This is a genomic window from Streptomyces sp. NPDC001634 (assembly GCF_040298185.1).
Lineage (GTDB): Bacteria > Actinomycetota > Actinomycetes > Streptomycetales > Streptomycetaceae > Streptomyces.
The window spans coordinates 16,114-38,914 of record NZ_JBEOZU010000017.1 but is presented as its reverse complement, the minus strand read 5'-3'; the positions used below and the strand labels follow the sequence as shown (position 1 = coordinate 38,914).

The following is a 22,801-nucleotide window of genomic DNA, read 5'->3' as shown; positions in this document are numbered from 1 at the left end:
ACACCCGAAGGCACCACTCACCTCCCGGAGCAGCGCTCACACCCGAAGGCACCGCTCACCCCCCAGAGCAGCGCTCACACCCGAAAGCACCGCTCACCTCCCGGAGCAGCGCTCACACCCGAAAGCACCGCTCGCCCGCCTGAGCAGCGCCAACCCCCGAAACCCCCCCTCACGTCCCCCGCACCGCCCGCGCCACCCGGTCCCCCGCCGCCACCCGCGGCCGGTTGTCCGGGGGCCGGCGGTGTGGATGGACCGTGTTCGCCAGCAGGACCAGGAATGTGTCCGTCGCCGGGTCCAGGACCAGTGACGTGCCCGTGAAGCCGGTGTGGCCCGCAGCGCCCCGCCCCGACAGCCCGCCCATGAACCACGGCTGGTCGACCGCGAAGCCCAGCCCTGGCGGGGTGAGCATCAGTTCGACGAAGTCGGGGCCCAGGATGCGCGCAGGGCCGTACGAGCCGCCGGCCAGCAGCGCCCGGCAGAAGACGGCCAGGTCGCGTGCCGTCGAGAAGAGGCCCGCGTGCCCGGCCACCCCACCGAGCGCCCATGCGTTCTCGTCGTGGACCACGCCCCTCAGCATCCCCCGGTCCGCCTTCGCCCACGGCCGCCGCTGGTCCTCCGTCGCCGCCGCGCCCGGGCACGGCCCGAAGCGCGTCGCCGTCATCCCGAGCGGCCGGGTGATCCCGTCGCGGACGAGGACGTCGAGCTTGCGGCGGGTGATGCGTTCCAGGACGTACTGCAGGAGCAGCAGGTTCAGGTCCGAGTAGCAGTACGTGCCCGGCACGCCCACCGGCGCCTCCGCGCGCAGCAGCGCGAGCCGTGCCGCGTCCGACTCGCAGTCGTACAGCGGGAGTTCGGGCCGCAGCCCGGAGGTGTGGGTGAGCAGTTGCCGCACAGTGATCCCGTGTTCTGCCGCCGCAGGGAAGTCCGGCAGGTACGCGGCCACGCGTGCGTCGATGCCGAGCGTGCCGCGCTCCAGCTGCTGCATCGCGGCGACCGCCGTGAACAGCTTGGTGAGCGAGGCCAGGTCGAAGGGGGTGTCCACGGTCATCGGCACCCTGGCCGCCGACGGCAGCTCCACCCCTCGGTCCGCCTCCGCGTCGTACGCGGCGTAACGGACCGCCCAGCCCACCGCCTCCTCGACGGCGATCACCGGGCCGCGCCCGGCGACCACCACGGCGCCCGCCGCCCAGGGGCGCCGTCCGCCGACGGCGTCGCGGATCTCGCGTACGAGGAGACGCAGTTCCTCGGGATCGAGCCCGGCCTTCGCCGGGGTGTCGATGCGCAGTCTCGGTGCGGTCAGTTCTCCTCCCCCAACTTCTCGGCTGCTCGTCCGTTCCAGGGACGGCACAGTGCCACGAAGCAGGCGACGGCCACCAGTGCGGCCGCCAGTTGGACGACGGCCATCGGGACGGCGGTGTGCTCACCGGCGATCCCGACGAGCGGTGAGGCGACCGCACCGATGAGGAAGGAGGACGTGCCGAGGAGCGCGGACGCGGAACCGGCGTTGTGCCGGGTGCGCATCAGGGCGAGTGCCTGGGTGTTGGGCATCGCGAGGCCCATCGCCGACATGAGGACGAAGAGGGCCGCGGCCACCGGGGCAAGGCCCACCTCGCCCAGGACACCCGTCGACATCAGCAGCAGCGCGGTCGCGGCGAGCGTGATGACCGCAAGGCCGACGGCCAGCACCTTGTCGAGGCTGACCCGGCCGACCAGGACCTTGCCGTTGATCTGCCCGACGATCACCAGGCCCACGGAGTTGAGGCCGAACAGCAGGCTGAAGGTCTGCGGGGAGGCGCCGTAGATCTCCTGGATCACGAAGGGGGACGCGGAGATGTACGCGAACAGCGCGGCGAAGGCGAAGCCGCCCGCGATGGTGTAGCCGGTGAAGGCGCGGTCGGCCAGCAGCGTCCGCATGGAGCGCAGGGCCTCGCCGACTCCCCTGCCGTGCCGCTCGACCGGCGGGAGCGTCTCGGGCAACTTCACCCACACCAGCGCCGTGAGCGCGGCCCCGACGGCCGTGAGGACGACGAACACGCCGCGCCAGTCGGTGACGCGCAGGATCTGGCCGCCGATCAGCGGCGCGACGATCGGTGCGACCCCGGAGATCAGCATGAGGGTGGAGAAGAACCGGGCCATGGCCACGCCGTCGTACAGGTCACGGACGACGGCGCGAGCGATCACGATCCCGGCAGCGCCCGCGAGCCCCTGCACCAGCCGGAAGGCGACGAGGGCCTCCACCGAGGGCGCAAGCGCGCAGAGCACGGTGGCGACGACGTAGACGACGAGGCCTGTCAGCAAAGGGCGCCGGCGTCCCCACTTGTCGCTCATCGGGCCGACCAGCAGCTGGCCGAGGGCCATGCCCGCGAGGCAGCCGGTGAGGGTGAGCTGCACGGTCGCGGCGGGCGCGTGCAGGGACTTCGTGACCTCCGGGAGGGACGGGAGGTACATGTCCATGGCCAGCGGCGGCGTGGCGGTGAGCCCGCCGAGGATGAAGGTGACGAGGAGACCGGTACGGCGGAGGGCGGCGCCTCGGCTGTCGGGTACGACAGCGGGTGCCGCCTCGGTTATGTGGCCTTCCGGCTCCTTGTGGTCGTGCGTGGTACAGCCACGCTCGGGCATCTGCCGCTCCCTCTTCATTCGGTCCGCCCCCTATGGTCTCAGCTCGAACGGGGTGGCCGGGGCCGTGTACCGAGGGGCGGACACCCCGGGGAGGCGTGACCCGCGGGTCGCGCGGCCGCTCGTAGGCTGCGGGGCCATGGATGACAGGCAATCGAAGATCGCGGTGGTGACCGGCGCGGGGTCCGGGATCGGCCGTGCGGTCGCGGTGGAACTGCTGGGCGCGGGCTGGTCGGTGGCCCTGGCGGGGCGTCGCCCCGAGACGCTGGAGGAGACGGCGGCTCTGGTGCCCGGGGGCGCCTCCGTCGCCATACGCACCGACGTGTCGCAGCCGGCGGACGTCGCCGCGCTGTTCGCCGCCACCGTGGAGCGGTTCGGGCGGGTGGACCTGCTGTTCAACAACGCGGGGATCAACGGGCCCCGCGAGGTGCCGGTCGAGGAACTGCCGTACGACGACTGGCGGCACGTGGTGGACACCAACCTCAACGGGGCGTTCCTGTGCGCGCAGGCGGCGTACCGGCAGATGAAGGGGCAGGACCCCCAGGGCGGGCGGATCATCAACAACGGGTCCGTCTCGGCGCACACGCCCCGGCCGCACTCCGTCGCCTACACGGCCACCAAGCACGCGCTGACCGGCCTCACCAAGTCGTTGTCCCTGGACGGGCGGCCGTACAACATCGCGGTCGGGCAGATCGACATCGGCAACGCGGCGACCGACATGACCGCGCGGATGCGGACCGGAGCACTCCAGGCCGACGGCGAGGTCGCGCCCGAGCCGGTGATGGACGTGGCCGATGTGGCGCGGACGGTACGGCACATGGCGGAGCTGCCGCTGGAGGCAAACGTGCAGTTCGCGACGGTGCTGGCCACGACGATGCCGTACGTGGGGCGCGGCTGACGGGGGCCGCGCCTCGACAGTGGCCCAATCTGCACAATCGGAATATCTAACTCCGCACGATTTCTGCACGTGACGGGCTTATGCTCAACATCTCCTCCACCAGAGCTTCACACTTGGAGCATGGAGCTTCCGGGGACCACATCAAAAGGGGGGAGGCGGCAGCCGTTCCGCGGTCCGGGCAGGGGGTGGACCTCGCGAGGGACCGCGGGGTACGCGCCGGACCGCGGAACGGCTGCCCATGCGTCAGTGCTCTTGACCGCCCTCGTCCGTCGCTGTCGCCCCCTTGCGCCGGCGCACCCGTAGCGCGTACGCCCCGCCCGCCAGCAGTGCCGCCGCTCCCCCGGCCGCGCCGGCCAGGCCCCACGACGAGCCGCTCTTGGCGGCCGAGGCCTCCAAGCCCGCCGCCCCCTTCCGCGCGCCCCCCGTCGACGAGGGCGTCACCTTCACCCCGCCCTCGCTGAGCGGATCGACCAGCGTACCCACGGCCTCGGCGGTACCCGCGTGTGCGAAGCCCCAGTCGAGCAGGGCGGCGGTCTCCTGGTAGACGCCGTTGCCACCGGGCCGGGGATGCATGACGGTCACGAGGAGGGTGCGTCCGCCACGGGTGGCGGCGCCGGTGAACGTGTTGCCGGCGTTGCTGGTGTAGCCGTTCTTGACGCCGATGAGCCCCCGGTACGTGCCAAGGCCCCACGCGCCGGTCAGCAGACGGTCGGTGTTCTGGATCTGGAAGGTCTTCTTCCCGCCCGCCGGGAAGTCGGCGGTCCGCGTCGAGCAGTAGCCGCGGAAGTCGTTGTTCTTCAGGCCGTGGCGGGCGAACAGCGTGAGATCGTACGCGGAGGAGAGCTGCCCCGGGTGGTCGAAGCCGTCCGGGCTGACCACATGCGTGTCCAGGGCCTGCAGGTCCTCCGCCCTGGCCTGCATCTCGGCGACGGTCCGGGCGATCCCGCCGTTCATATGGCTGAGGACGTGCACGGCGTCGTTGCCGGAGCGAAGGAAGACGCCGAGCCACAACTGCTCGACGGTGTAGGTGATTCCGGGCTTGATGCCGACCAGGCTGGATCCGGCCGGGACGTCCGCGAGGTCGGCGTCGGTCACCCTGTAGGTCCGGGTCGGCTCGAACTTCTTCAGCACGGTGTCCGCGAACAGCATCTTCAGCGTGGAGGCGGGCGCCAGCCGCTGGTGCGCGTTGTACGCGGCGAGCACCTCGCCGCTGTCGTGGTCGGCGACGAGCCAGGAGCGGGCGCTGAGCTTCTTCGGCAGGTCGGCGGCCCGCTGCACCTGGACGCCGGAGCGGGCCAGCCGCTCACCGCCGATGGTCGTGGCAGCGGACGCGGGTGCGGCAAGGGTGAGCGGCGCGACGGCGGCGAGCCCGAGCACGGCGCGGCGGGACATCCGCGCGGCACACGGGGAGAGCGGAGAAAAAGCACGCATATCCCGGGACCGTACAAAGCGACTGAGCGGCGGCACACAGCGGGGTGACAAAAGCGCGGCAAAAGCCCGGTCATGATGGGGTCACAACCGTGGCGAAGAGGACGGCGAAGAAGGCGCGCATTACGCGGGCCCGCCCTTGTGCGCCCCTCCACCGTCCCACCAGGAGGAACACGCCGGGCGGGCCCGCCTCTCTTCACCAACCACCCACTGAACAGGGGTTTCCTGGCATTACACCCTGAACGACTTAGGAATCGGCTGTCTTACGGAATTCTGATCCCTGGCGTCACTTTCTCACCCCACGCACATGCCTTCCTCAGGGTGGCTCAAAGGTTTCTCCCTAGCTTGTGGCCGCGCCCACAGCGGGCGCCAAGAACCTTCGAGGAACGGGATGTTTGGCATCTATCTCAGACGCGAGCTGAGCCGTCGCAAGAAGGCCGCTCTGGTCATCGCGATGGGTCTGGCGCTCGGTATCGCGCTGGTCATCACCGTCAACTCGGTGTCGGCCGGTATGCAACAGGCGCAGGACAAGGTCCTGAAGTCGCTGTACGGGCTCGGCACCGACATGACGGTCACCAAGGCCATGTCTGCGCCATCCGGGAACAACTCGCAGGGACCCGCCTTCAAGTTCGACGCCAAGTCGAACAGCAGCACAAAGCAGAGCTCCGACCAGGTGACGCAGGGTGGTCAGGCCCTGAAGTCATCGCTGGTCGAGGAGGTCGCCTCGCAGAAGGGCGTGGCAAGCGCGGTGGGCGCGCTGAGCCTGAACGTCACCAAGGTCAACGGCTCCTTCACCCAGGGCAAGGCGAAGACGTCGACGTCGTCCGGCAGCTCCCAGCAGCAGGGCGGCCCCGGTGGCGGAGGCGGCGGCAACGGTGGCGGCCAGCCGCAGGTCCAGGGCGGCGGCGCCTCCTTCGACGTCAACAACTACTCCGTGGCGGGCGTCGACGTCACCAACCAGGCCCTCGGCCCGCTCGCCGCGATGAAGATCACCTCGGGCAGGACGTTCACGGCGTCACAGACCGACGCCAAGGTCGCCGTGGTCAGCACGTCGTACGCCAAGGAGAAGAAGTACAAGGTCGGCTCGACCTTCACGATCTCCGGCACCAAGTACACCGTGATCGGCATCGCGACACCCGACAGCAGCGAGTCCACCACCGACGTCTATCTGCCGCTGAAGCAGGCGCAGACGCTGGGCGACGCGAAGAACAAGGTCACCACGATCTACGTCAAGGCGACCGACTCGAAGCAGATCGCGACCGTCAAGAAGACGATCCAGAAGAACATCTCGGGCACGACGGTCACCACCTCCTCCGACCTCGCCTCCACCGTCTCCGGCTCGCTGTCCACCGCCTCCAGCCTGGCGGCCGGCGTCGGCAAGTGGCTGTCGATCGTGGTCCTGGCCGCCGCGTTCCTCGTGGCCGCGCTGCTCACCTCTTCCGCCGTCTCCCGCCGGGTGCGCGAGTTCGGCACCCTGAAGGCGCTCGGCTGGCCGGGCCGCAAGGTGACCCGTCAGGTTGTCGGCGAGTCCATCGTGAACGGTCTGCTCGGCGGCGTCCTCGGTATCGCGCTGGGTCTCGGGGCCGCGTACGCGGTGACGGCGATCAGCCCCAGGCTGACCGCGCAGCTCGGCTCCTCCGGTGGCGGCATGGGCGGCGGCCCCGGCGGCGGTCCGGGCGGCGGCGGCCCCGGCCGGCAGGCGGCCACGAACACGATGGAGATCGCGCTGTCCGCGCCGGTCTCGGTGACCACCATCGCGCTCGCGGTGGCCCTGGCGGTCACCGGCGGTCTGATCGCCGGTGCCATGGGCGGCTGGCGCGCCTCCCGAATGCGCCCCGCGGACGCCCTGCGCAGCGTCCAGTAACCCCTCCCCGGACCGGGGCGCCGTGTCCGATTCCCCCCAGGCCACGGCGCCCCACCCCTTCTTCCACGGACTCCACGGAGAACCCATGTACAAGCTCACCGGCGTCACCAAGCGCTACACGCGCGGCAAGGAGACGGTGGAGGCGCTGCGCGGCATCGACCTCTCGATCGAGGACGGCGACCAGCTCGTCATCCAGGGCCCCACCGGCGGCGGCAAGTCCACCCTGCTGCAGATGATCGGCGGCCTGGACCGCCCGTCCTCAGGCAGCGTCGAACTGGACGGCGTGGACCTCGCCACGACCGGCGAGGCCAAGCTGACCCGGCTGCGCGCCCAGAAGATCGGCATCATCTTCCAGGCGTTCAACCTCATTCCGACGCTGACCGCGCAGGAAAACGTCGAGACCGCGCTCGTCCCGCTCGGGGTGAAGCCGGCGGACAGACGCGAGCGGGCGGCGGAGGCGCTGCGCTCGGTCGGCCTCGGCGAACGCCTCGGCCATGTTCCCTCCGAGATGTCCGGCGGCCAGCAGCAGCGCGTCGCCATCGCCCGCGCCCTGGTCAAGCGGCCCAAGGTGCTGCTCGCCGACGAGCCGACCGGCAACCTCGACGAGGGCACCCGCGACGACATCATGGCGCTGCTCGAAGGCTTGTGGCACGAGTACGGGCTGACGTTCATCCTGGTCACCCACGACTCGTCTCTCGCCCGCCGCGCCCCGCGGCTGGCCACCATCAAGGAGGGCCGGCTCACGCTGACCGAGCAGGGCGGGGCGCGCCGGGCCCCGCAGTACGCCGGGCAGCAGCAGTACGGCGGTCAGGGGGACTGATCCGCGCGCTCGTCGGGGCCGCTCACCGCCCGAGTATCCGGTCGACCTCGGCCAGCTGCCCGGGGGTGAGCGGCCCCTTCTCGATCGCGCCCGCGTTCTCCTCGGCCTGGGCGACCGAACGGAAGCCGGGGATCGGGACGGTGCGCGGGCTGCGGGCCCAGATCCAGGCGAGTGCGCCCTGGGCGGGCGTACGGCCGTTGCTGGTGAGGATGTCCCTGAGGGCGTCGACCCGCCGGAGCCACTCCGCGTCGGCGCCCCCGCCTTCGGAGAAGCCCGGCAGCCACGCGGGCGGAGTGTTGCGGATATCGCCGGATTCCAGGGCCCGTCCCGCGGTGTGCTTGCCGGTCAGCAGGCCCATGGCGAGGGGGCTGCGGTTGATGCTCGCCAGGTTCGACTCCTCGCACAGGGCGAGGAGTTCGGGTGCGTCCTGGAGGATGTTGAGGCGGTGCTGGACGGCTGCACAGTGCGGGCCTTCGGCGAAGACGGCGGCCCGCGCAGGGTCGTCGGTGCTCCAGGCGTACGCGCGGATGAGTCCCTCGCGCACGAACTCGTCGCACTGGTCGCGGAGTTCGGCGGCCCGCTCCGGCTCGGCGTCGGAGAGGTGCAGCTGGTAGAGGTCGATGTGATCGGTGTCGAGGCGGCGCAGGGAGGCGGTCAGCGCGCGGCGGGCATACGCCGGGGAGTCGTCGCTGCCGACGAGCAGCCGGTGTTCCTCGTCGATGACGTTGCCCCACTTGGTGGCGAGGACCACGTCGGCCCGCCGTTTGCCGAGGGCGCGCGCGAGGATGCGCTCGCTGTGCCCGGTTCCGTAGGCGTCGGCCGTGTCGAAGAAGGTGACGCCGAGGTCGAGGGCCCGCCGGATCGCCCGTACGGACTCCTCGTCGTCGACCTTGCCCCAGCCGAGGGGCTGTCCGTCCGGGGTGCTCCACTCGCCGCCGATGGCCCAGCAGCCGAAGCCGAGGGCGCTGACCTCGATACCGCTGCGTCCCAAAGTCCTGTTCGCCGTGCTGTTCGTCTCCATGGCCGAAGACGCTAGGAGTTGGAGCACACTTCAAGGCAAGCCCTTGTGCGGGCCCGCGCCCGATGGGCCGTTACGCCTGTCCGGTCTCGAAGCGTGTGATCCGGCCGTCGTCGTCCATGGTGAACGTCCACCGGGTGCGCATCTCGCCCCAGGTGTCGTTGCGGTAGCTGGCGATGAGGGAGCGGCCGCCGTTGGACTCCTTGTCGACGTCCATGTGGCCGTGGGAGGAGAAGATCTCCCGGTCGATCCAGTCGGCGAGGTCCCGCTCGGAGCCGTCGTCCGCCATGGTGGCGCCGGGTGCAAGGAGCGCCATGAAGCCCTCGCGGTCGTGGGAGTTGACGGCGGTGACGAATGCCCGGACGGCCGGGTCGCTGAGTCTGGCTGTCTGAATCGTCATGTGTGCCAGCGTCACACCGGTCCCGTGGACCCGCCACCCGAGTCCCCCCGGACCCGCCACCCGAACGGCGTCACGAACGGGCCGCGACGGTGCGGGTGATGGGACGGTGGGAACGCGGAGGGAACCGTTCCTGCTGCCTGCCCCGGGAGTGACCGTGACCTGTATCGACCGACGTGACGTGGGACTTCTGCTGCTCCGGCTGGGCACCGGCGGCGTGCTGGCCGCACATGGCGCCCAGAAGCTGTTCGGCTGGTTCGGCGGCGGCGGAATCGAGGGGACCGGGCAGTTCATGGAGTCCGTCGGCTACCAGCCGGGCAGGGTGAGCGCGAGAGCGGCGGGGCTCGCGGAGGCCGGTGGCGGCACACTGCTGGCACTGGGCTTTGCCACACCAGCGGCGGGCGCCGCGGCGGCCGGGGCGATGGCGGGAGCGGCGGCGGTGCACGTACCGAACGGGTTCTTCGCCATGAGCGGCGGCTACGAGTACGCGGCGACACTGGGCCTCACGGCGGCGAGCCTGGCCGTGACGGGCCCCGGCCGGCTCTCGGTGGACGCGCTGTTCGGCCACGCCGTGAACCGCGACTGGATGGTCCCGGCGGCGTTCGCGGCGACGGCGGCTGCCACGGCCCTGGTGGTGGGGGCGCAGAACCAGCGGCTGCGCAAGAAGGAGGAGAGGGCGGAGGGGGAGCAGGACGCCCTGTTCGAGGAGTATCCGTCGTTGCGGGAGTAACCCGTTCGAGGAGCAGCCGCGGCATGGCAGGCTGCGGGTATGAGTGAGCACGACACGTCCGCGGACCTCTGGGAGTCGATCGACCGGCTGCACGCATGGCTGGACGCGAACCGGGCGCACGACGGAGCGGAGGGTCTGCTGCTGCGCATACTGAAACTGTCGGAGGAGGTCGGAGAGGTGGCGCAGGCGGTGATCGGCGCGACGGGCCAGAACCCGCGCAAGGGCACGACGCACAGCTGGGACGACGTCCAGTCGGAGCTGTGCGATGTGGTGATCACGGCCCTGGTGGCGCTGCGTACCCTGACCCCGGAAGCGCGCGAGGTCTTCGCGGCGCACCTGGAGAGGGTCGGGAGACGCTCACTCTGAGCCGGCTCATTCGGGGCTACGAGCTCCTGAATCAGATCCCGGACAGAGTTCCGGACGGGGGAGGCGGGGGACGGCATGGCCGACAACGCGTTCTGGATCGCCTCGCTGACCGCGGGCACGGCGGTCCTGGCGAGCTGGGTGGGCGGCCTCGGGACGGCGCGGGCGGCACGGATCCAGGCCGATACGACGACACAGGCGCAGCGGGTGGAACGGCTGCGGGAGACCCGGCGCACCGCGTACGCGAACCTCATCGAGCGGGGACAGCAGATGGGCGACCTGTACTGGAAGGTGTCGGACCTGTGCGCGAGCGGCGACGCCGACAGGCGCCTGCCGGAGCTGAAGCGGTTGCGGGACCTCCTGCGCGACGAGTACAGCGCACTGCGCCACTGCACCTGGATCGTGTCGCTGGAGGGCCCGCCCGAGGTCGCCGACGCGGCCGAGGCGCTGCGGCGCAGCACCACCCCTTCCTACCGGGCCGTCGAGGCCATGCTCGACGGCGACCGGGAGGCCGCCGACCGGTTCGACGCGGCGTACGGGCCTTTCTGGCAGGCGCTGCGGGACTTCGTCCAGCGGGCGCGTGAGGCGCTGCGCATGATGTGAACCGTGCGTCGCGCGCCGGGGGCAGCCCGCCACACCCCGTGCCGCGGGCAGCCTGCCGCACCCCGTGCCGCCACGGCGTCTAGCCTGGTCGGCATGGGGACGACGGTGCGGCAGGCCGCGCGCGCGACGGTCCGGCTGTTCCTGGCCGCGGCGATGACGTTCGGCCTGTATCTCTTCATCACCGTCCTGCTGATCACGGCCACTGCCACACTCGCGGTGGTGGGGGCGTGGATGCTGCCCGAGACGGTGCTGCTGATACGCCGGATAGCCGGGGCGAAGCGGCAGATGGTGGCCGCGTGGACCGGCCGGGAGATCCCGGAGGCGTACCAGCTGCTCACCGGCACCGCGCGCGAGCGCGTCCGCGCGGCCGTCCGAGACCCGGGCACGGCCACCGATCTGCGCTGGATGATCGCCCAGTACGTCTACGGCTGGCTGTTCGTCCTGGCGGTGCCGCTGTGGCCGCTCGGCCTGCTGGTCGACGGTGTGGGGTGCGGGCTGCTGCACCGCCGGGCGGTCGTCCTCCCGCTGATCGGCCGCCTCGCGGATCTGGACGCCCGCTGGTCCGAGGCCCTGCTCAAGCCCTCCCCCAAGGCCCGGCTGGCCGTCCGGGTCGAAGAACTGGCCCGGACCCGGGCGGGCGCGATCACCGCGCACGGCGCCGAACTGCGCCGCATCGAACGGGACCTGCACGACGGCACCCAGGCCCGGCTGGTCTCCCTGTCCATGCGGATCGGCCTCGCCAAACGCGCCTACGACCGTGATCCCGAGGCCGCGCGCGAGATGCTCGACGACGCCCAGGACCTGGCCGAGGAAGCGCTGGCCGAACTGCGGCACGTCGTGCGGGGCATCCACCCGCCGATCCTCACCGACCGCGGGCTCGTCGGGGCCGTCCGGGCGCTGGCAGCCGGCAGCGGACTCGATGTGGCCGTGCGGGTCGACGGGCTGGAGGACCCCGGGGTACGGGCACCGGCCGCGGTCGAGGCGGCCGCGTACTTCGTGGTGGCCGAAGCCCTCACCAACGCCGCCAAGCACAGCGGGAGCACCCGGGCCTCGGTCCGTCTGGAACGCCTGCGCACCGGCCTGCGGACCGTCGTACGGGACGAGGGGCTGGGCGGTGCCGACGAGACGGCGGGCTCCGGACTGCTGGGCATGCGCCGCAGGGTCGCCGCGCTCGACGCTACCTTCGCCGTGAGCAGCCCGGCTGGGGAGCCGACCGTGATCGAAGTGGAGCTGCCGTGCGTGTGGTGATCGCCGAGGACAACGCCCTGCTGCGGGAGGGCCTGGTCCTGCTGCTGAGGTCGGCGGGGCACGAGGTGGTGGCCGTGGCCGGCAGCGGGCCGGAGATCCTGCCCGCGCTGCTGGAGCACCGCCCGGACGCGGCCGTGCTCGACGTACGGATGCCGCCGGACTTCCGTGACGAGGGCCTGCGGGCGGCACGTGAGGCTCGCGAGAAGATCCCGGGCCTGCCGGTGCTCGTGCTCTCGCAGTACGTGGAGGAGTCTTACGCCGCGGAACTTCTGGGCGGCGGCGCGAGCGGACTCGGATACCTGCTCAAGGACCGGGTGGGCCGGGTCGACGAGTTCCTCGACGCGCTGCAGCGGGTGGCGGCGGGCGGCACCGCCCTCGACCCCGAAGTCGTCACCGAACTCCTGGCCCGCCGCCGCGGCTCGCGCCTGGACTCCCTCACCCCGCGCGAGCGGGAGGTGCTCACACTGATGGCCGAGGGCCACGACAACACCACCATCGCCAGGACCCTCGTCGTCACGGAACGCGCGGTCAGCAAACACATCGGCAATGTGTTCCTGAAGCTGGGCCTGCCGACCGGCGACAGCGGACACCGCCGGGTGCTGGCCGTGCCGGCGTACTTGAACAACACGTAGCGACGCATAACCGTCTGCAGCGCGCATCCCTCAGCCGGACATGGCCTTCGCCCAGCCCTGGTCGACCGTGTTCCTCGCCTTCTCCAGTTGCGCGTCCGTCGGGAACTGGGGCGTTCCCTCCACCGTGGGCAGCCGTGCGGCGGCGGCCGTGTCGAGCGTGCCGTCCTTCCTCATGACGTCCATGAGCACCGGGAAGGCATAGCCCTCCAGCCGGAGGTTCTGGCCCTCCGTGCTGAAGAGGTACTCCAGCCACAGGCGTGCGGCCGCCGGGTGCGGGGCGTGCTTGTTGACCGCCAGCGCGTAGTACTGGGCGAAGCTGCCGTCGAACGGGATCGCGACCTGCCAGTTCACGCCTTTGTGGCGAAGCTGGTCGGCGTAGCCGAGGTTGACGTAGTCCCAGTTGATGCTGATGGGGGTCCGGCCGTCCTCGACCGTTGCCGAGGTGGACGGGAGGGGGTTGAAGTTGCCGGCCTTCTTGAGCTTCCCGAAGAAATCGAGGCCGGGCTGGATGTCGTCGAACGACCCGTTGTTCGCCAGCGCGGCCGCGTAGACGCTGGAGAAGGCGGTTTGCGACCGCGTGGGGTCGCCCTCCAGCGCGACCTTGCCCCGGTAGGCAGGCTTCAGCAGATCGGAGAAGGTCTCGGGACAGGGCTTGACGCGGTTGGCGTCGCAGCCGATGGAGATGTAGCCCCCGTAGTTGTTGGCCCAGAGGGCCCCGGGGTCCTTCTGGTTGCCGGGGATCGAGTCGAACGCGGCGACCCGGTACGGCGCGAGCAGGTTCTCCCGCGCCGCTGTCCGCGCGAAGGTGTCGCCGACGTCGATCACGTCGGGGGCGTCCGGCCGGTTCCCGCTCCTGCGCACGGCGTTTATCTCGTCCTGGCTGTGGCCCAGCGGATTGTCGACCGTGACCTTGATCCCGTACTTCTTCTCGAAGCCGTCGATGAGGCCGCCGTAGTCGGCCCAGTCACGGGGAAGCGCGATCGCCCGCAGCGCGCCCTCGTGCTTCGCCGCCGCGATCAGCGCGCTCATGCCGCCCGCGTCCTCGGCGGAGGTGGCCATCGCCGGGTTCTCGGGCCGGGCGAGCGGTGGGCTGCCGCACCCGTGCAGGCCCAGTGCCGCGAGGGCCAGGCAGCCGGCGACGGCCGCTGCTCGGGCACGGGGTACGGTCACGACGGCTCCAGGGCGTGGGGATGTGGAACGAGAGTTGTCACCGTCCGGCTGGGCGAGCCGCTGTGGTCGCCGCGCGATGGGCCGCGCGGCGCGGTCGTGGGGTTCCGGAAACCGGATCCACCGCGTCCACGAAGTGGTCATCGAGGCCAGCGTACGCGGCACGCCGGGCTGCCGCGCAGGTCGGGCGCTACGCACGGCCCCCTGACAGCCGTACAGGTCGGCGGTCCGCACGGCCCCCCGACAGCCGCGCAGGTCGGGCGGTCCGCACGGCCCCCCGACAGCCGTACAGGTCGGCGGTCCGCACGGCCCCCCGACAGCCGTGCACGATCCGGGGTCCCGTCACAGTGCCGAGTCGTCCCACTGATCGAGCAGCATCTCGCCGACCTCCTCCGTCTGCGGCGTGGCTCCGCCGTGGAGGGACTGTTCGGCCCAGATGATCTTCCCGGTGGGCGTGTAGCGGGTGCCCCAGCGCACGGCGAACTGGGCGACCAGGAAGAGTCCGCGGCCGCCCTCGTCGGTGACGTTCGCCCGGCGCATCCGGGGTGAGGTGCTGCTGCCGTCGGAGACCTCGATGATCAGAGTGCCCGCGGCGAAGCCGCTGATCGGCTCCGTGCGGAGCATCCGGACGGTGATGGGCTCGGCGCCGTAGCGGACGGCGTTGGTGATCAGCTCGCTGAGGATGAGTTCGGCGGTGAAGGCGGTCTCCTCCAGGCCCCACTCCGTCAGCCGGCGGACGCAGGCGGTGCGCACCGGGGCCACCGCCGCGGGGTCAGGGGGAACGTCCCACCGGGCGATCCGCGCGGGGTCGAGCCGCCGGGTGCGGGCCACCAGCAGCGCGACGTCATCCCTCGGCCGGTCGGGCAGCAGGGCTTCCACCACCACCGCGCAGGTGGCCTCCGGGGTGCGGTCGGGCCCGGTCAGGGCGGCGCGCAGGGCCTCCAGGCCGGTGTCCGGGTCACGGTCGTGGCCCTCGATCAGGCCGTTGGTGAAGAGCACGAGCCGGGAGCCCTCGGGCACGCTCAGCTCGGCGCTCTCGAAGGGCAGGCGAGCGCTCAGTCCCAGGGGCGGGGAGACGGGCACCTGGGGGAAGTCCACGCTCCCGTCGGGATGGACCACCGCCGGTGCCGGATGGCCCGCGCCGGCGATGGCCAGCTGCCCGGAGGCGGGATCGTAGACGGCGTACTGGCAGGTCGCTCCTGTGATCCCCTGCCCGTCCTCCCCGGCGGCGGCCTCGTCGGCGTCGATCTCGGCGACCAGTTCGTCCAGCTGGCACAGCAGCTCCTCCGGGGGCAGGTCCAGGCCCGAGAAGTTGTGCACGGCGGTGCGCAGCCGCCCCATGGTCGCGGCGGCGTGCAGGCCGTGGCCCACGACATCGCCGACCACCAGCGCCACCCGGGTGCCGGACAGCGGGATGACGTCGAACCAGTCGCCTCCGACCCCGGCCCGGGCCGGCAGATAGCGGTAGGCCACGTCGAGGGCGGACTGCTCGGGCATCCCGCGGGGCAGCAGGCTGTGCTGCAGGGTGACCGCCATGTTGTGTTCACGGGTGAAGCGGCGGGCGTTGTCGATGCACACCGCCGCCCGGGCGACCAGTTCCTCGGCGAAGGACACGTCCTCGTCCTCGAACGGCGCGGAGGTGTCCGCCCGCCAGAAGCACGCCATGCCCAGCATCACCCCGCGGGCCCGCAGGGGGACCACGAGCAGGGAGTGGATGCCGTGGTCGAGGATCCGCTGGGCGCTTTCGGGGGCCTGGGCCCGCCAGCCGTCGGAGGCGCTCAGGTCCCTCTCCAGTACCGCTCGCTCGCCGGCCGCCGCCACGGAGAAGGGGTAGGCATCTACCAAACGGATGAGCTCGCCGACGGGGTGGAGGAGATGGTTCTCGTCGCCCACGGCCGCGATGCGGCGCATCTCGGTGGTGGCACCGGAGGACTCCTCGCCGTGCAGGACCGGGTCCAGCAGCTCGACGGTGACGATATCGGCGAACCGGGGCACCGCCACCTCCGCCAGTTCCTCGGCGGTGCGCTTCACATCCAGCGTGGTGCCGATCCGCATTCCGGCGTCGTAGAGCAGTTTCAGCCGTTCGCGCGCCCGCTCGGCCCGGCCGGAGAGAGCCTGCAGCTCGGTGGTGTCCCGCAGCGTCACCACGCTGCCGGCCGGTCCATGGGGTGCAGTGGGCCGCTTGTTGACCGCCAGGAGCCAGTCGCCCGCCAGGTGCACCTCGTCCGTGGCCGGACGGTCGGAGGCCAGCAGCTCGCCGAGGTCCTCCTCCAGACCCAGATCGGTGACGTGGCGCCCCTCGGCGTCCGCCGGCAGCTCCAGCAGCCGCCGGGCCTCGTCGTTGGCCAGCAGCAGCCTGCCGTCGCCGCCGATGATCAGCACTCCTTCTCGCACGGAGTGCAGGACCGCGTCGTGGTGCTCGTACATCCGGGTCATCTCGGCCGCGCCCAGGCCATGGGTCTGCCGCCGCAACCGGCGGCTCACCAGGCCCGCTCCACCCGCGGCGACGACGAGGGCCACGGCGGCGCCGCCGAACAGGACCGGCAGCTGCCGGTTCAGCCGGTGCTGCAGCTTCTCGACCCTGACGGGAACGGAGACGATGGCGACGACCGAGCCGTCGGGCGCCCTGACGGGGACCGCCGAGATCACCGAGAGCCCCAGGGACCCATGGAAAGTGCTGGTGAACGGCTTGCCCGCCGCCGCCTGCGCATAAGGGCCGATGATGTGTTTCCCGAGCTGGTGCGGGTCGCTGTGGGTGATGGTGATCCCGTCCAGCCCGTACACGATGACGGCGTCGACACCTGCGGACTTGCGCGCCGCCTCGGCGTGCGGCTGCAGCTCCGCGGTCGGGTGGGGGCTCTTCAGCGCCGCCACGATCCCCGGGGAGTGCGCGAACGTCTCCGCCACGGCGAGCGTCCGGTGCCGGGCGTCGGCCATGCTGTCACGTCGGGCCTGCACCACGAGAGCCACCAGCGCGGCGGCGACAAGCAGCACCACCACCACCAGCTGCACGAGAAAGACCTGGCCGGCAAGGCTGCGCATGCTCAGCAGGGAGCGCAGGCCGGTCTCTCCCCCCATGCTCCTCCCGGGCGCATCGGGCACCCCACGCCTCGATTGACCCGAACCTCCGCTCATATCCCCTTTCTATCGTTTCTTGGCCGCCGACCACGAGGCGAACGGGACGGGCAACGCCTTGCAGCAGCGACCGCGCGGCACCGAACGCCCCAGCGAGGTGGTGGCGGTCGAGGGCCCGAGGGCCGATTCATCGGCCCGGCTTGACGGTCTTCATCGTGAAGTGCGAGGTGACGTTCCTGATCCTGGGAATGGTCATCACCCGCCGGCTGAGGAACGTCTCGTACGCGGGCAGATCGGCGACGGCCACGCGCACGAAGTAGTCGGGGCTGCCGAACAGCCTCCGCAACTCCAGTACTTCCTCGGCCTGCGCCAGGGTCTCCTCGAAGCGCTCGACCGTCTCCGCATCCTGCGCCTCAAGGCTGAGGTCGATCAGAACCTCGAAGGAACGACCCACGGAGGCAGGGTCGATCACCGCACGGTAGCCCCGGATGACACCGTCGGCCTCCAGCCGCTGCACCCGCCGCAGACACGGCCCGGTGGTCAGCCCGACCCGCTGGGCCAGCTCCACATTGGTCAGCCGCCCGTCCCGCTCCAGCTCGGCAATGATTGCCTTGTCGATCGCGTCCACAGCAAGAATATTGCACAGGAGAGGAATATCAGGGCAATATTCGCAACCATGTGTCACGGCTTCCACGAGACGATGGACCCGTGCAGGAAGACGTACTCACCCGCTCGGCCACTGCGGAGGCCACGGCCACCCGCCGAACCCGGACAGCGCTGGGCGTCCGCGACTCCTTCTCCGCGGGCCTCGGCATCTTCCCCCTCGGTATCGCCCTCGGACTGCTGATCATCCAGGCCGGACTGCCCTGGTGGCTCGCCCCCGCCCTGTCCCTCGCCGCGTTCGCCGGCTCCCTGGAACTGCTGCTCGTGGGCATGATGGCCACCGTCACGCCACTCGCCGCGGTCGCGCTGACCGTCCTCGTGGTCAACTTCCGGCACGTCTTCTACGCCTTCTCCTTCCCGCTCCACCTGGTCAGGCACCCGATCGGAAAGGCGTACGCCGTCTACGCCATGATCGACGAGGCATACGCCGTCAACGCCTCCCTCCCCGAGCACGAGCGCTCGGCACCGCGGCTGCTGGCCATGCAGATCGCGTGCGAGACCTACTGGGTCGGCGGCGGACTGGTCGGTGTAGCCCTGGGCACGGCACTGCCGGCGCCGATCAAGGGCCTGGAGTTCGCCCTGTGCGCCCTGTTCACCGTGCTCACCCTGGACGCGTTCCGCTCCCGCAAGGAGCTTCCGTCCCTGTTGCTCGCGGGCGCGAGCGTCACCGTGGCCCTGGTCCTCACCCCGGGTGCGGCCGTGTTCACCGCGCTGCTGCTCTTCGTCGGCCTGCTCCTGGCCCGCCACGCCGCCACTGCCCGCCGCACCGGCCAGGAGGCCACGCATGCCTAGCACCTCGTACCTCATCGCCGTCCTGACGATCGTCTTCACCATCACCCTCGCCCTGCGCGCCGTCCCCTTCGCCGTGCTCGGCCGACTGCGCGGCTCGGCGATCGTGCAGCGGCTGGCGGTGTGGATGCCCGTCGGCATCCTCGCCATCCTGGCCGTGACCGCACTGCACGGCACGATGACGACCGACCCGCACGGCACCTGGTACGTGCTGCTCGCCGTCGCTGTCACCATCGGCGTCCACCTGGCCTTCGGCCGCCGCACCATCCTCAGCGTGGGTGCCGGTACGGCCGTGTACGTCGTCCTGCTCAACGCCCTCTGAACTTCGCTGAACTTCGCTGAACTTCGCTGAACTCCCCTGAATCCCCCTGACCTTCCCGAGGAGAAGCGCCCGTTGAACCCCGAGAGCTACTACGCGTCCGTCGACCGCCACCGCTACAAGCCGACGACACACGCGGGCGGGGCCTGGGACACGGACGAGCAGCACTTCAGCCCGCTGGGCGGGCTCGTCGTCCACGCCATCGACCGCCACCGGGCAGCAGGCCCGGACAACGGCCTGGTTCTTTCCCGTATCAGCTACGACATCCTCGGCCGCCTCGCCCTCGACGAGTGCGAGATCCAGGTGGAGACCATCCGTCCCGGGCGGACCATCGAGCTCCTCGAAGCGGTCGTACGGATCGCCGACCGCCCTGTCGTCCGGGCCCGCGCCTGGTTGCTGGCCGATGCCGACACCACCGCGGTCGCGGGCGGCCCCGACGACCGGCTCACCCCGCCCGGGTCACTGGCCTCGTGGCCGATGTCCGACATCTGGCCCGGCGGCTATATCGCCTCCCTGGACGTCCGCCCGCTCGCGCCGCCCCGGCCGGGCCGTACGACCGCCTGGATCTCCACGCCACTCGATCTGGTCGCCGGCGTTCCCGTCAGCCCGCTCGCGTCGTATCTCGCCCTCGTCGACACCGCCAATGGCATCGCCGTCCGGCAGCCGCCCACCGCATGGATGTTCCCCAACGTCGATCTGACCGTCCACCTCCACCGCCAACCACGAGGCCCATGGACGGGACTGGACACCACGGTCACCTTCGGCCCCTCCGGCCAGGGCCTCACCAGCACGGTCCTGCACGACATCGACGGCCCGGTCGGACACGCCCAGCAGATCCTCACGGTCCGTCCCCTGCCGGGGGCATGAGGAGCCCGGGCTGTGCGTCCATCAGACTCTCTCCGTATCGGAGGGGTGTGCAAGGCTGTCCCGGATCGCGCTGTCGCCGGCGCGCAGAGCCGCCATCAGTTCTGCCAGTACTTCGTCCGGGATAGTCCCTGCCCCGAGGGCGCAGGCACGCACCAGGGATCGGCAATCCTGTTCTTGCTGGCCGGTCGCGATCGCGGCGAACAGAGAGTGCGCCAGCGTTTCGCGGGCCGCATAGCCGTCTTCGGCGTCCGTCGTCCTGCGGTGAAGGTCCTCGACGATGCGATGCGCGGCTGGCGAATCGGTGGAACCTATCGCGTCGAGGATGGTAAGGCCGAGCCGGATATCGAAGACAGTCATCCCAGGTTCGGCCTGCCGTTCAAGATAGGTGGCTGCCAGGTCCGTCAGCCGGCCGTCGAGTGGTTGCCCAGCGTCGTGTCGACACAGGACGGTCAGGCATGCCGTGACGGCCTGTTCCCACGGGTCGCCGGGCGTCGTGTCGGAGAGGAGAGCAGCGGCCCGCGTCGTGTCACCGGTGACGAGAGCAGCGAGGACGGCGACTTGGCGCCCGTCGAGCATCCGTTTGCCGATGCCGCGGTGAGCTTCGATATGTGTCAGGGCCTCGGCCCAACGTCCCTCGGTAGTGAGGGTGCGCGTGCCATCGGCGAGGAGCACGCGCCACAGCCACGCGCTGACCTCGTGGTGGCCCTCGTCGGTCGTGGTGAGGTCCGCCGGTACCGCGACGCCGTCGAACCGAGCAGCTGTGCCCGCCTCGACGGCCTCATACAGGTCGAGCAGTCGCTGACGGCCCTCATCGGTGCGGCCGGCACGGATCTGAAGGCGGGCGAGATTGACGACAGGTTCCAGTCCGCGGATTGCGCTCATTCCGGGCAGGGGGCAGGCGTGGAGGTAGGCGGCGGCGTGCTGGTGGCACATCTCTCGTGCGAGGTCGGGAAGGTCGAGATCGGAGGCGATGAGCGCGGCCTGGTTGTAGACAGCAGATGCGAGCCCTCGATCGCTCTTCTTCACCGCGGTGTCGGCGAGTTCGACGAGGCCGCAGACGCGCTCGGGCAGGGGCGGGCAGGCAGGCCGGAATCGGGCGACGAGCGGAAAGCGCTGGGCTACTGGTCCGTGCGGGTCCATGTGTCCCCCAGGATGTGAGTGAGGGGTGCTGAGGCGAGGGTGCCCGCCGGCTGCTTGCTGGCGGGCACCTAAGCGCGGGGCGTCACTGCCAGTCGACGACGATGCGGTTCAGCGGGGTGTCGAGAGCGAAGAGGCCGGGGCGCTGCTCGGTCGCGGGGGCGGCGAGGGGCTGGATTTCGAATGTGGCCTCACGGTCGCGGTACTCCCGGTCCCAGGTGCGGATGGCTACGGCAACCTTCGCGACCAGCTCGTCGCTGCCGGGGCCGTGGCCGATGACGCCGAACTCCCAGAGCCTGTCGCCTTCGGGAGTCCTCTCCTTCGACAGGCGCCGGGCGAGGTAGGTGACAGCGCCCTTGTCGACGGCCGCGGTCGACGAGGGGTAGGGGTCCTCGGTGAGCAGACCGCCCTTGGCGCTCTGGGGGAACAGCATCCGGATCAGGCCCGAGGGAAGGGAGCAGGTGAGGAACACTTCCATCCACTCCGGCGATTCCATGGCGCGGACCGTCATGCCAGTCCACTCCTCGGTGCGCGGCTGGTCCAGGACACCGGCGAGGGCGTCGGCGTCGATGTTCTGGCCGACGGGGGCCTGGAGCCGGACGGTGCCGTCCACGCTGAGCGGGATGACTTGGCGGTCATCGTCGGCAATGCCCCGCCGGAGCGGCATGAAGGTGTTCATCTCGCTGCTGAGGGACATCCATCGGCCGTCGCGCTGTTCGTAGGCGATGGAGCGGGACACCGTGCCCTTGAGACGCTGGGGGACGAGGAGCCGGCCGCCGGGTGCGAGCTGCTGCAACCAGGCGTGTGGCACGCCGTGCGCGCCCACGGTGGCGATGATCCGGTCGTACGGCGCTCCTTCGGCGTAGCCGAGGGCCCCGTCGCGGGTCACGGCCTCGACGTTGGTGATCCCGGCGGCGTCGAGGTGCGCGCGGGCGCCCTCCACGAGGTCGTCGTCGATGTCGAGGGTGGTCACGTGTCCGCTCTTGCCGACCAGGTCTGCGAGCAGGCCGGCGTTGTAGCCGGTGCCGGCGCCGAGTTCGAGGATGCGCTCGCCGGGCTGGGCGTCGAGCTGGTCCAGCATGAGGGCGACGACGCCGGGCTGGGAGGCGCAGGAGATCGACGTGCCGTCGGTGTCGTACTTGATGTGCACGGGTGCGTTGGCGTAGGCGTCTTCGAGCGACGCATCGGGTACGAACACGTGGCGTGGCACGGTCCGCAACGCGGTCTCGACGGCGGGCGTGCGGGCGTGCCCGTCCGCGCGAAGCCGGTCGACCAGGGCGTTGCGGAGGCGCTCGGCGTCCGCCCTGGGGGTGGCGATCGTGTCGGTGTTCACCGCGCTGACGCTATCGGCGTCGGCCGCTGCCTCCGTGGGCGGCGCGGTGTTGTCACTCGTTCCCATGATTACCTCTCGTGCGATGTTGGACAGGGCGCTTTGGTCGTCCCGGAGGAGACCTGCGCGGTTGGCGTGGAAGATCACGTGATGGGTGATGACGGCGCGCAGGCCGCGGGTGAGGGCGCCGCGGTTTGCGAGGTCAGCGAGCGTGGCCCCTGCCCGTTCGAAGGCGGTCGCCCAATCGTCGTGCGGGTGAAGCGGGCCATCCGGGCGGCAGAGTCCGTGGGCGTCAGTGGTCATGAGTTTCCGCATGGCCGGGGCCAGTTCGGCGGCTCGTTCGGGTGGTGGAGGGGTGCTGGTCGGCCGGAGGGCGGCGACCTTCGCCCATACGTCGCCCTGTTCGAACCAGTCGAGTCCGGCACTGCGCATCATGGCGCTCGCCAGCAGGACGGCGGTCTCCCGGCGGCCCAGGTGCTTCGGGCTCGGCTCGTAGGTGAGCAGGTGGCGGGAGTCGCTGTGGAACAGTTCGTGGGCCGCTTCCATGGCCTCGGGCCCGCCGAACGTGTCGGTCTCGGGCTCGTAGATGCAGGTCAGCGACGACACGGCTATGCCGTCGCCGACGAGATCACTCAGTAGCGACTCAATGGTCGGCGAGGGTTTGTCGGCGAGGTACCGCAGCGGCCAGGGCTGCTTGTTCATGAACCACCAGCCGGTGAGCTGCCCCTCGGCATCGGCATCGATCAGGGCGGGGCCGAGACGTTCGGCGATGGCGCGCCGGGCGCTCTCGCGGTCGACGAAGGTGATGTTGTGCTGCTGCCAGCGGTCGGGGGCCAT

At 71.0% G+C, this 22,801-nt stretch carries 21 protein-coding genes; 11 read left to right on the top strand and 10 right to left on the bottom strand.

Going from position 1 to position 22,801, the window contains the following annotated elements; all coding sequences use genetic code 11:
• Positions 1-169 precede the first annotated feature (169 nt).
• Positions 170-1,348 (bottom strand): serine hydrolase domain-containing protein, encoded by a 1,179-nt coding sequence (locus ABT186_RS13600; RefSeq protein WP_351925138.1) that lies wholly within the window; start codon positions 1,346-1,348, stop codon positions 170-172.
• Positions 1,297-2,619 (bottom strand): multidrug effflux MFS transporter, encoded by a 1,323-nt coding sequence (locus ABT186_RS13595; protein ID WP_351925136.1) that lies wholly within the window; start codon positions 2,617-2,619, stop codon positions 1,297-1,299. Before ABT186_RS13595 ends, ABT186_RS13600 begins: the two co-directional genes overlap by 52 nt.
• Before the next feature lie 136 nt (positions 2,620-2,755).
• On the opposite strand from ABT186_RS13595, the gene ABT186_RS13590 reads away from it, so the two are divergent.
• Entirely contained in the window at positions 2,756-3,514 is a 759-nt protein-coding gene (locus ABT186_RS13590; RefSeq protein ID WP_351225378.1) for an SDR family oxidoreductase, read from the top strand.
• Between the two features lie 243 nt (positions 3,515-3,757).
• On the opposite strand, the gene ABT186_RS13585 is transcribed toward ABT186_RS13590, so the two are convergent.
• A complete protein-coding gene (locus tag ABT186_RS13585; protein WP_351925134.1) occupies positions 3,758-4,945 on the bottom strand; it encodes a D-alanyl-D-alanine carboxypeptidase family protein in 1,188 nt (395 codons plus the stop codon).
• 388 nt (positions 4,946-5,333) lie between these two features.
• Here ABT186_RS13585 and ABT186_RS13580 point away from each other — a divergent pair, with 388 nt between their 5' ends.
• Together ABT186_RS13580 and ABT186_RS13575 are read left to right on the top strand one after the other, a co-directional pair.
• Positions 5,334-6,806, top strand: a complete 1,473-nt coding sequence (locus ABT186_RS13580; RefSeq protein ID WP_351925132.1) for an ABC transporter permease — start codon at positions 5,334-5,336, stop codon at positions 6,804-6,806.
• An 85-nt stretch (positions 6,807-6,891) separates the two neighbouring features.
• On the top strand, positions 6,892-7,626 hold the full coding sequence (locus tag ABT186_RS13575; protein WP_351925130.1) for an ABC transporter ATP-binding protein: 735 nt from the start codon (positions 6,892-6,894) through the stop codon (positions 7,624-7,626).
• Between the two features lie 22 nt (positions 7,627-7,648).
• On the opposite strand, the gene ABT186_RS13570 is transcribed toward ABT186_RS13575, so the two are convergent.
• Together ABT186_RS13570 and ABT186_RS13565 are read right to left on the bottom strand one after the other, a co-directional pair.
• On the bottom strand, positions 7,649-8,647 hold the full coding sequence (locus ABT186_RS13570) for an aldo/keto reductase (RefSeq protein WP_351225374.1): 999 nt from the start codon (positions 8,645-8,647) through the stop codon (positions 7,649-7,651).
• 70 nt (positions 8,648-8,717) lie between these two features.
• Positions 8,718-9,044 (bottom strand): nuclear transport factor 2 family protein, encoded by a 327-nt coding sequence (locus tag ABT186_RS13565; protein WP_351225372.1) that lies wholly within the window; start codon positions 9,042-9,044, stop codon positions 8,718-8,720.
• 154 nt (positions 9,045-9,198) lie between these two features.
• Between ABT186_RS13565 and ABT186_RS13560 the strand changes: the two genes are divergently transcribed.
• The 5 genes from ABT186_RS13560 (at position 9,199) to ABT186_RS13540 (ending at position 12,617) form a co-directional block, all read left to right on the top strand.
• A complete protein-coding gene (locus tag ABT186_RS13560) occupies positions 9,199-9,771 on the top strand; it encodes a DoxX family protein (RefSeq protein WP_351925128.1) in 573 nt (190 codons plus the stop codon).
• Between the two features lie 39 nt (positions 9,772-9,810).
• Positions 9,811-10,137: a MazG-like family protein gene (locus tag ABT186_RS13555; protein WP_351925126.1), complete on the top strand. Its 327-nt coding sequence runs from the start codon at positions 9,811-9,813 to the stop codon at positions 10,135-10,137.
• A gap of 75 nt (positions 10,138-10,212) precedes the next feature.
• A complete protein-coding gene (locus ABT186_RS13550) occupies positions 10,213-10,737 on the top strand; it encodes a hypothetical protein (protein ID WP_351225367.1) in 525 nt (174 codons plus the stop codon).
• Positions 10,738-10,830: 93 nt separating this feature from the next.
• Complete coding sequence (locus ABT186_RS13545; protein ID WP_351925124.1) at positions 10,831-11,985, top strand: sensor histidine kinase; 1,155 nt, start codon at positions 10,831-10,833, stop codon at positions 11,983-11,985.
• Positions 11,973-12,617, top strand: coding sequence for a response regulator (locus tag ABT186_RS13540; RefSeq protein ID WP_351225363.1), 645 nt, complete (start codon positions 11,973-11,975; stop codon positions 12,615-12,617). The genes ABT186_RS13545 and ABT186_RS13540 overlap by 13 nt, the downstream gene beginning before the upstream one ends.
• A 30-nt stretch (positions 12,618-12,647) precedes the next feature.
• Here ABT186_RS13540 and ABT186_RS13535 read toward each other — a convergent pair whose 3' ends face one another.
• The 3 genes from ABT186_RS13535 to ABT186_RS13525 all read right to left on the bottom strand — a co-directional run bounded on the left by ABT186_RS13535 (position 12,648) and on the right by ABT186_RS13525 (position 17,487).
• Positions 12,648-13,787, bottom strand: coding sequence for an ABC transporter substrate-binding protein (locus ABT186_RS13535; RefSeq protein ID WP_351925122.1), 1,140 nt, complete (start codon positions 13,785-13,787; stop codon positions 12,648-12,650).
• Between the two features lie 339 nt (positions 13,788-14,126).
• Positions 14,127-16,862 (bottom strand): SpoIIE family protein phosphatase, encoded by a 2,736-nt coding sequence (locus tag ABT186_RS13530; RefSeq protein ID WP_351225359.1) that lies wholly within the window; start codon positions 16,860-16,862, stop codon positions 14,127-14,129.
• Between the two features lie 184 nt (positions 16,863-17,046).
• Complete coding sequence (locus ABT186_RS13525; protein WP_351925200.1) at positions 17,047-17,487, bottom strand: Lrp/AsnC family transcriptional regulator; 441 nt, start codon at positions 17,485-17,487, stop codon at positions 17,047-17,049.
• Positions 17,488-17,567: 80 nt separating this feature from the next.
• Between ABT186_RS13525 and ABT186_RS13520 the strand changes: the two genes are divergently transcribed.
• The 3 genes from ABT186_RS13520 (at position 17,568) to ABT186_RS13510 (ending at position 19,497) form a co-directional block, all read left to right on the top strand.
• A complete protein-coding gene (locus ABT186_RS13520; RefSeq protein ID WP_351925120.1) occupies positions 17,568-18,314 on the top strand; it encodes an AzlC family ABC transporter permease in 747 nt (248 codons plus the stop codon).
• The gene (locus ABT186_RS13515; protein WP_351925118.1) at positions 18,307-18,633 is read left to right on the top strand and encodes a branched-chain amino acid transporter permease; all 327 of its coding nucleotides are present in this window, start codon (positions 18,307-18,309) and stop codon (positions 18,631-18,633) included. Before ABT186_RS13520 ends, ABT186_RS13515 begins: the two co-directional genes overlap by 8 nt.
• A gap of 72 nt (positions 18,634-18,705) precedes the next feature.
• Positions 18,706-19,497, top strand: a complete 792-nt coding sequence (locus ABT186_RS13510) for a thioesterase family protein (RefSeq protein WP_351925116.1) — start codon at positions 18,706-18,708, stop codon at positions 19,495-19,497.
• Positions 19,498-19,518: 21 nt separating this feature from the next.
• Here the strand turns inward: ABT186_RS13510 and ABT186_RS13505 are convergent, their stop codons facing one another.
• Together ABT186_RS13505 and fxlM are read right to left on the bottom strand one after the other, a co-directional pair.
• Positions 19,519-20,637 (bottom strand): hypothetical protein, encoded by a 1,119-nt coding sequence (locus ABT186_RS13505; protein WP_351225353.1) that lies wholly within the window; start codon positions 20,635-20,637, stop codon positions 19,519-19,521.
• Positions 20,638-20,719: 82 nt separating this feature from the next.
• A complete protein-coding gene (gene fxlM / locus ABT186_RS13500) occupies positions 20,720-22,801 on the bottom strand; it encodes a methyltransferase, FxLD system (RefSeq protein ID WP_351925114.1) in 2,082 nt (693 codons plus the stop codon).

Excerpts from the sequence above, each read along its gene's own strand:
- ABT186_RS13595 (WP_351925136.1), bottom strand. The coding sequence starts at position 2,619 with ATGCCCGAGCGTGGCTGTACCACGCACGACCACAAGGAGCCGGAAGGC.
- ABT186_RS13590 (WP_351225378.1), top strand. The coding sequence starts at position 2,756 with ATGGATGACAGGCAATCGAAGATCGCGGTGGTGACCGGCGCGGGGTCC.
- ABT186_RS13585 (WP_351925134.1), bottom strand. The coding sequence starts at position 4,945 with ATGCGTGCTTTTTCTCCGCTCTCCCCGTGTGCCGCGCGGATGTCCCGC.
- ABT186_RS13580 (WP_351925132.1), top strand. The coding sequence starts at position 5,334 with ATGTTTGGCATCTATCTCAGACGCGAGCTGAGCCGTCGCAAGAAGGCC.
- ABT186_RS13575 (WP_351925130.1), top strand. The coding sequence starts at position 6,892 with ATGTACAAGCTCACCGGCGTCACCAAGCGCTACACGCGCGGCAAGGAG.
- ABT186_RS13570 (WP_351225374.1), bottom strand. The coding sequence starts at position 8,647 with ATGGAGACGAACAGCACGGCGAACAGGACTTTGGGACGCAGCGGTATC.
- ABT186_RS13565 (WP_351225372.1), bottom strand. The coding sequence starts at position 9,044 with ATGACGATTCAGACAGCCAGACTCAGCGACCCGGCCGTCCGGGCATTC.
- ABT186_RS13555 (WP_351925126.1), top strand. The coding sequence starts at position 9,811 with ATGAGTGAGCACGACACGTCCGCGGACCTCTGGGAGTCGATCGACCGG.
- ABT186_RS13550 (WP_351225367.1), top strand. The coding sequence starts at position 10,213 with ATGGCCGACAACGCGTTCTGGATCGCCTCGCTGACCGCGGGCACGGCG.
- ABT186_RS13545 (WP_351925124.1), top strand. The coding sequence starts at position 10,831 with ATGGGGACGACGGTGCGGCAGGCCGCGCGCGCGACGGTCCGGCTGTTC.
- ABT186_RS13530 (WP_351225359.1), bottom strand. The coding sequence starts at position 16,862 with ATGGGGGGAGAGACCGGCCTGCGCTCCCTGCTGAGCATGCGCAGCCTT.
- ABT186_RS13515 (WP_351925118.1), top strand. The coding sequence starts at position 18,307 with ATGCCTAGCACCTCGTACCTCATCGCCGTCCTGACGATCGTCTTCACC.
- ABT186_RS13505 (WP_351225353.1), bottom strand. The coding sequence starts at position 20,637 with ATGGACCCGCACGGACCAGTAGCCCAGCGCTTTCCGCTCGTCGCCCGA.
- fxlM (WP_351925114.1), bottom strand. The coding sequence starts at position 22,801 with ATGGCCCCCGACCGCTGGCAGCAGCACAACATCACCTTCGTCGACCGC.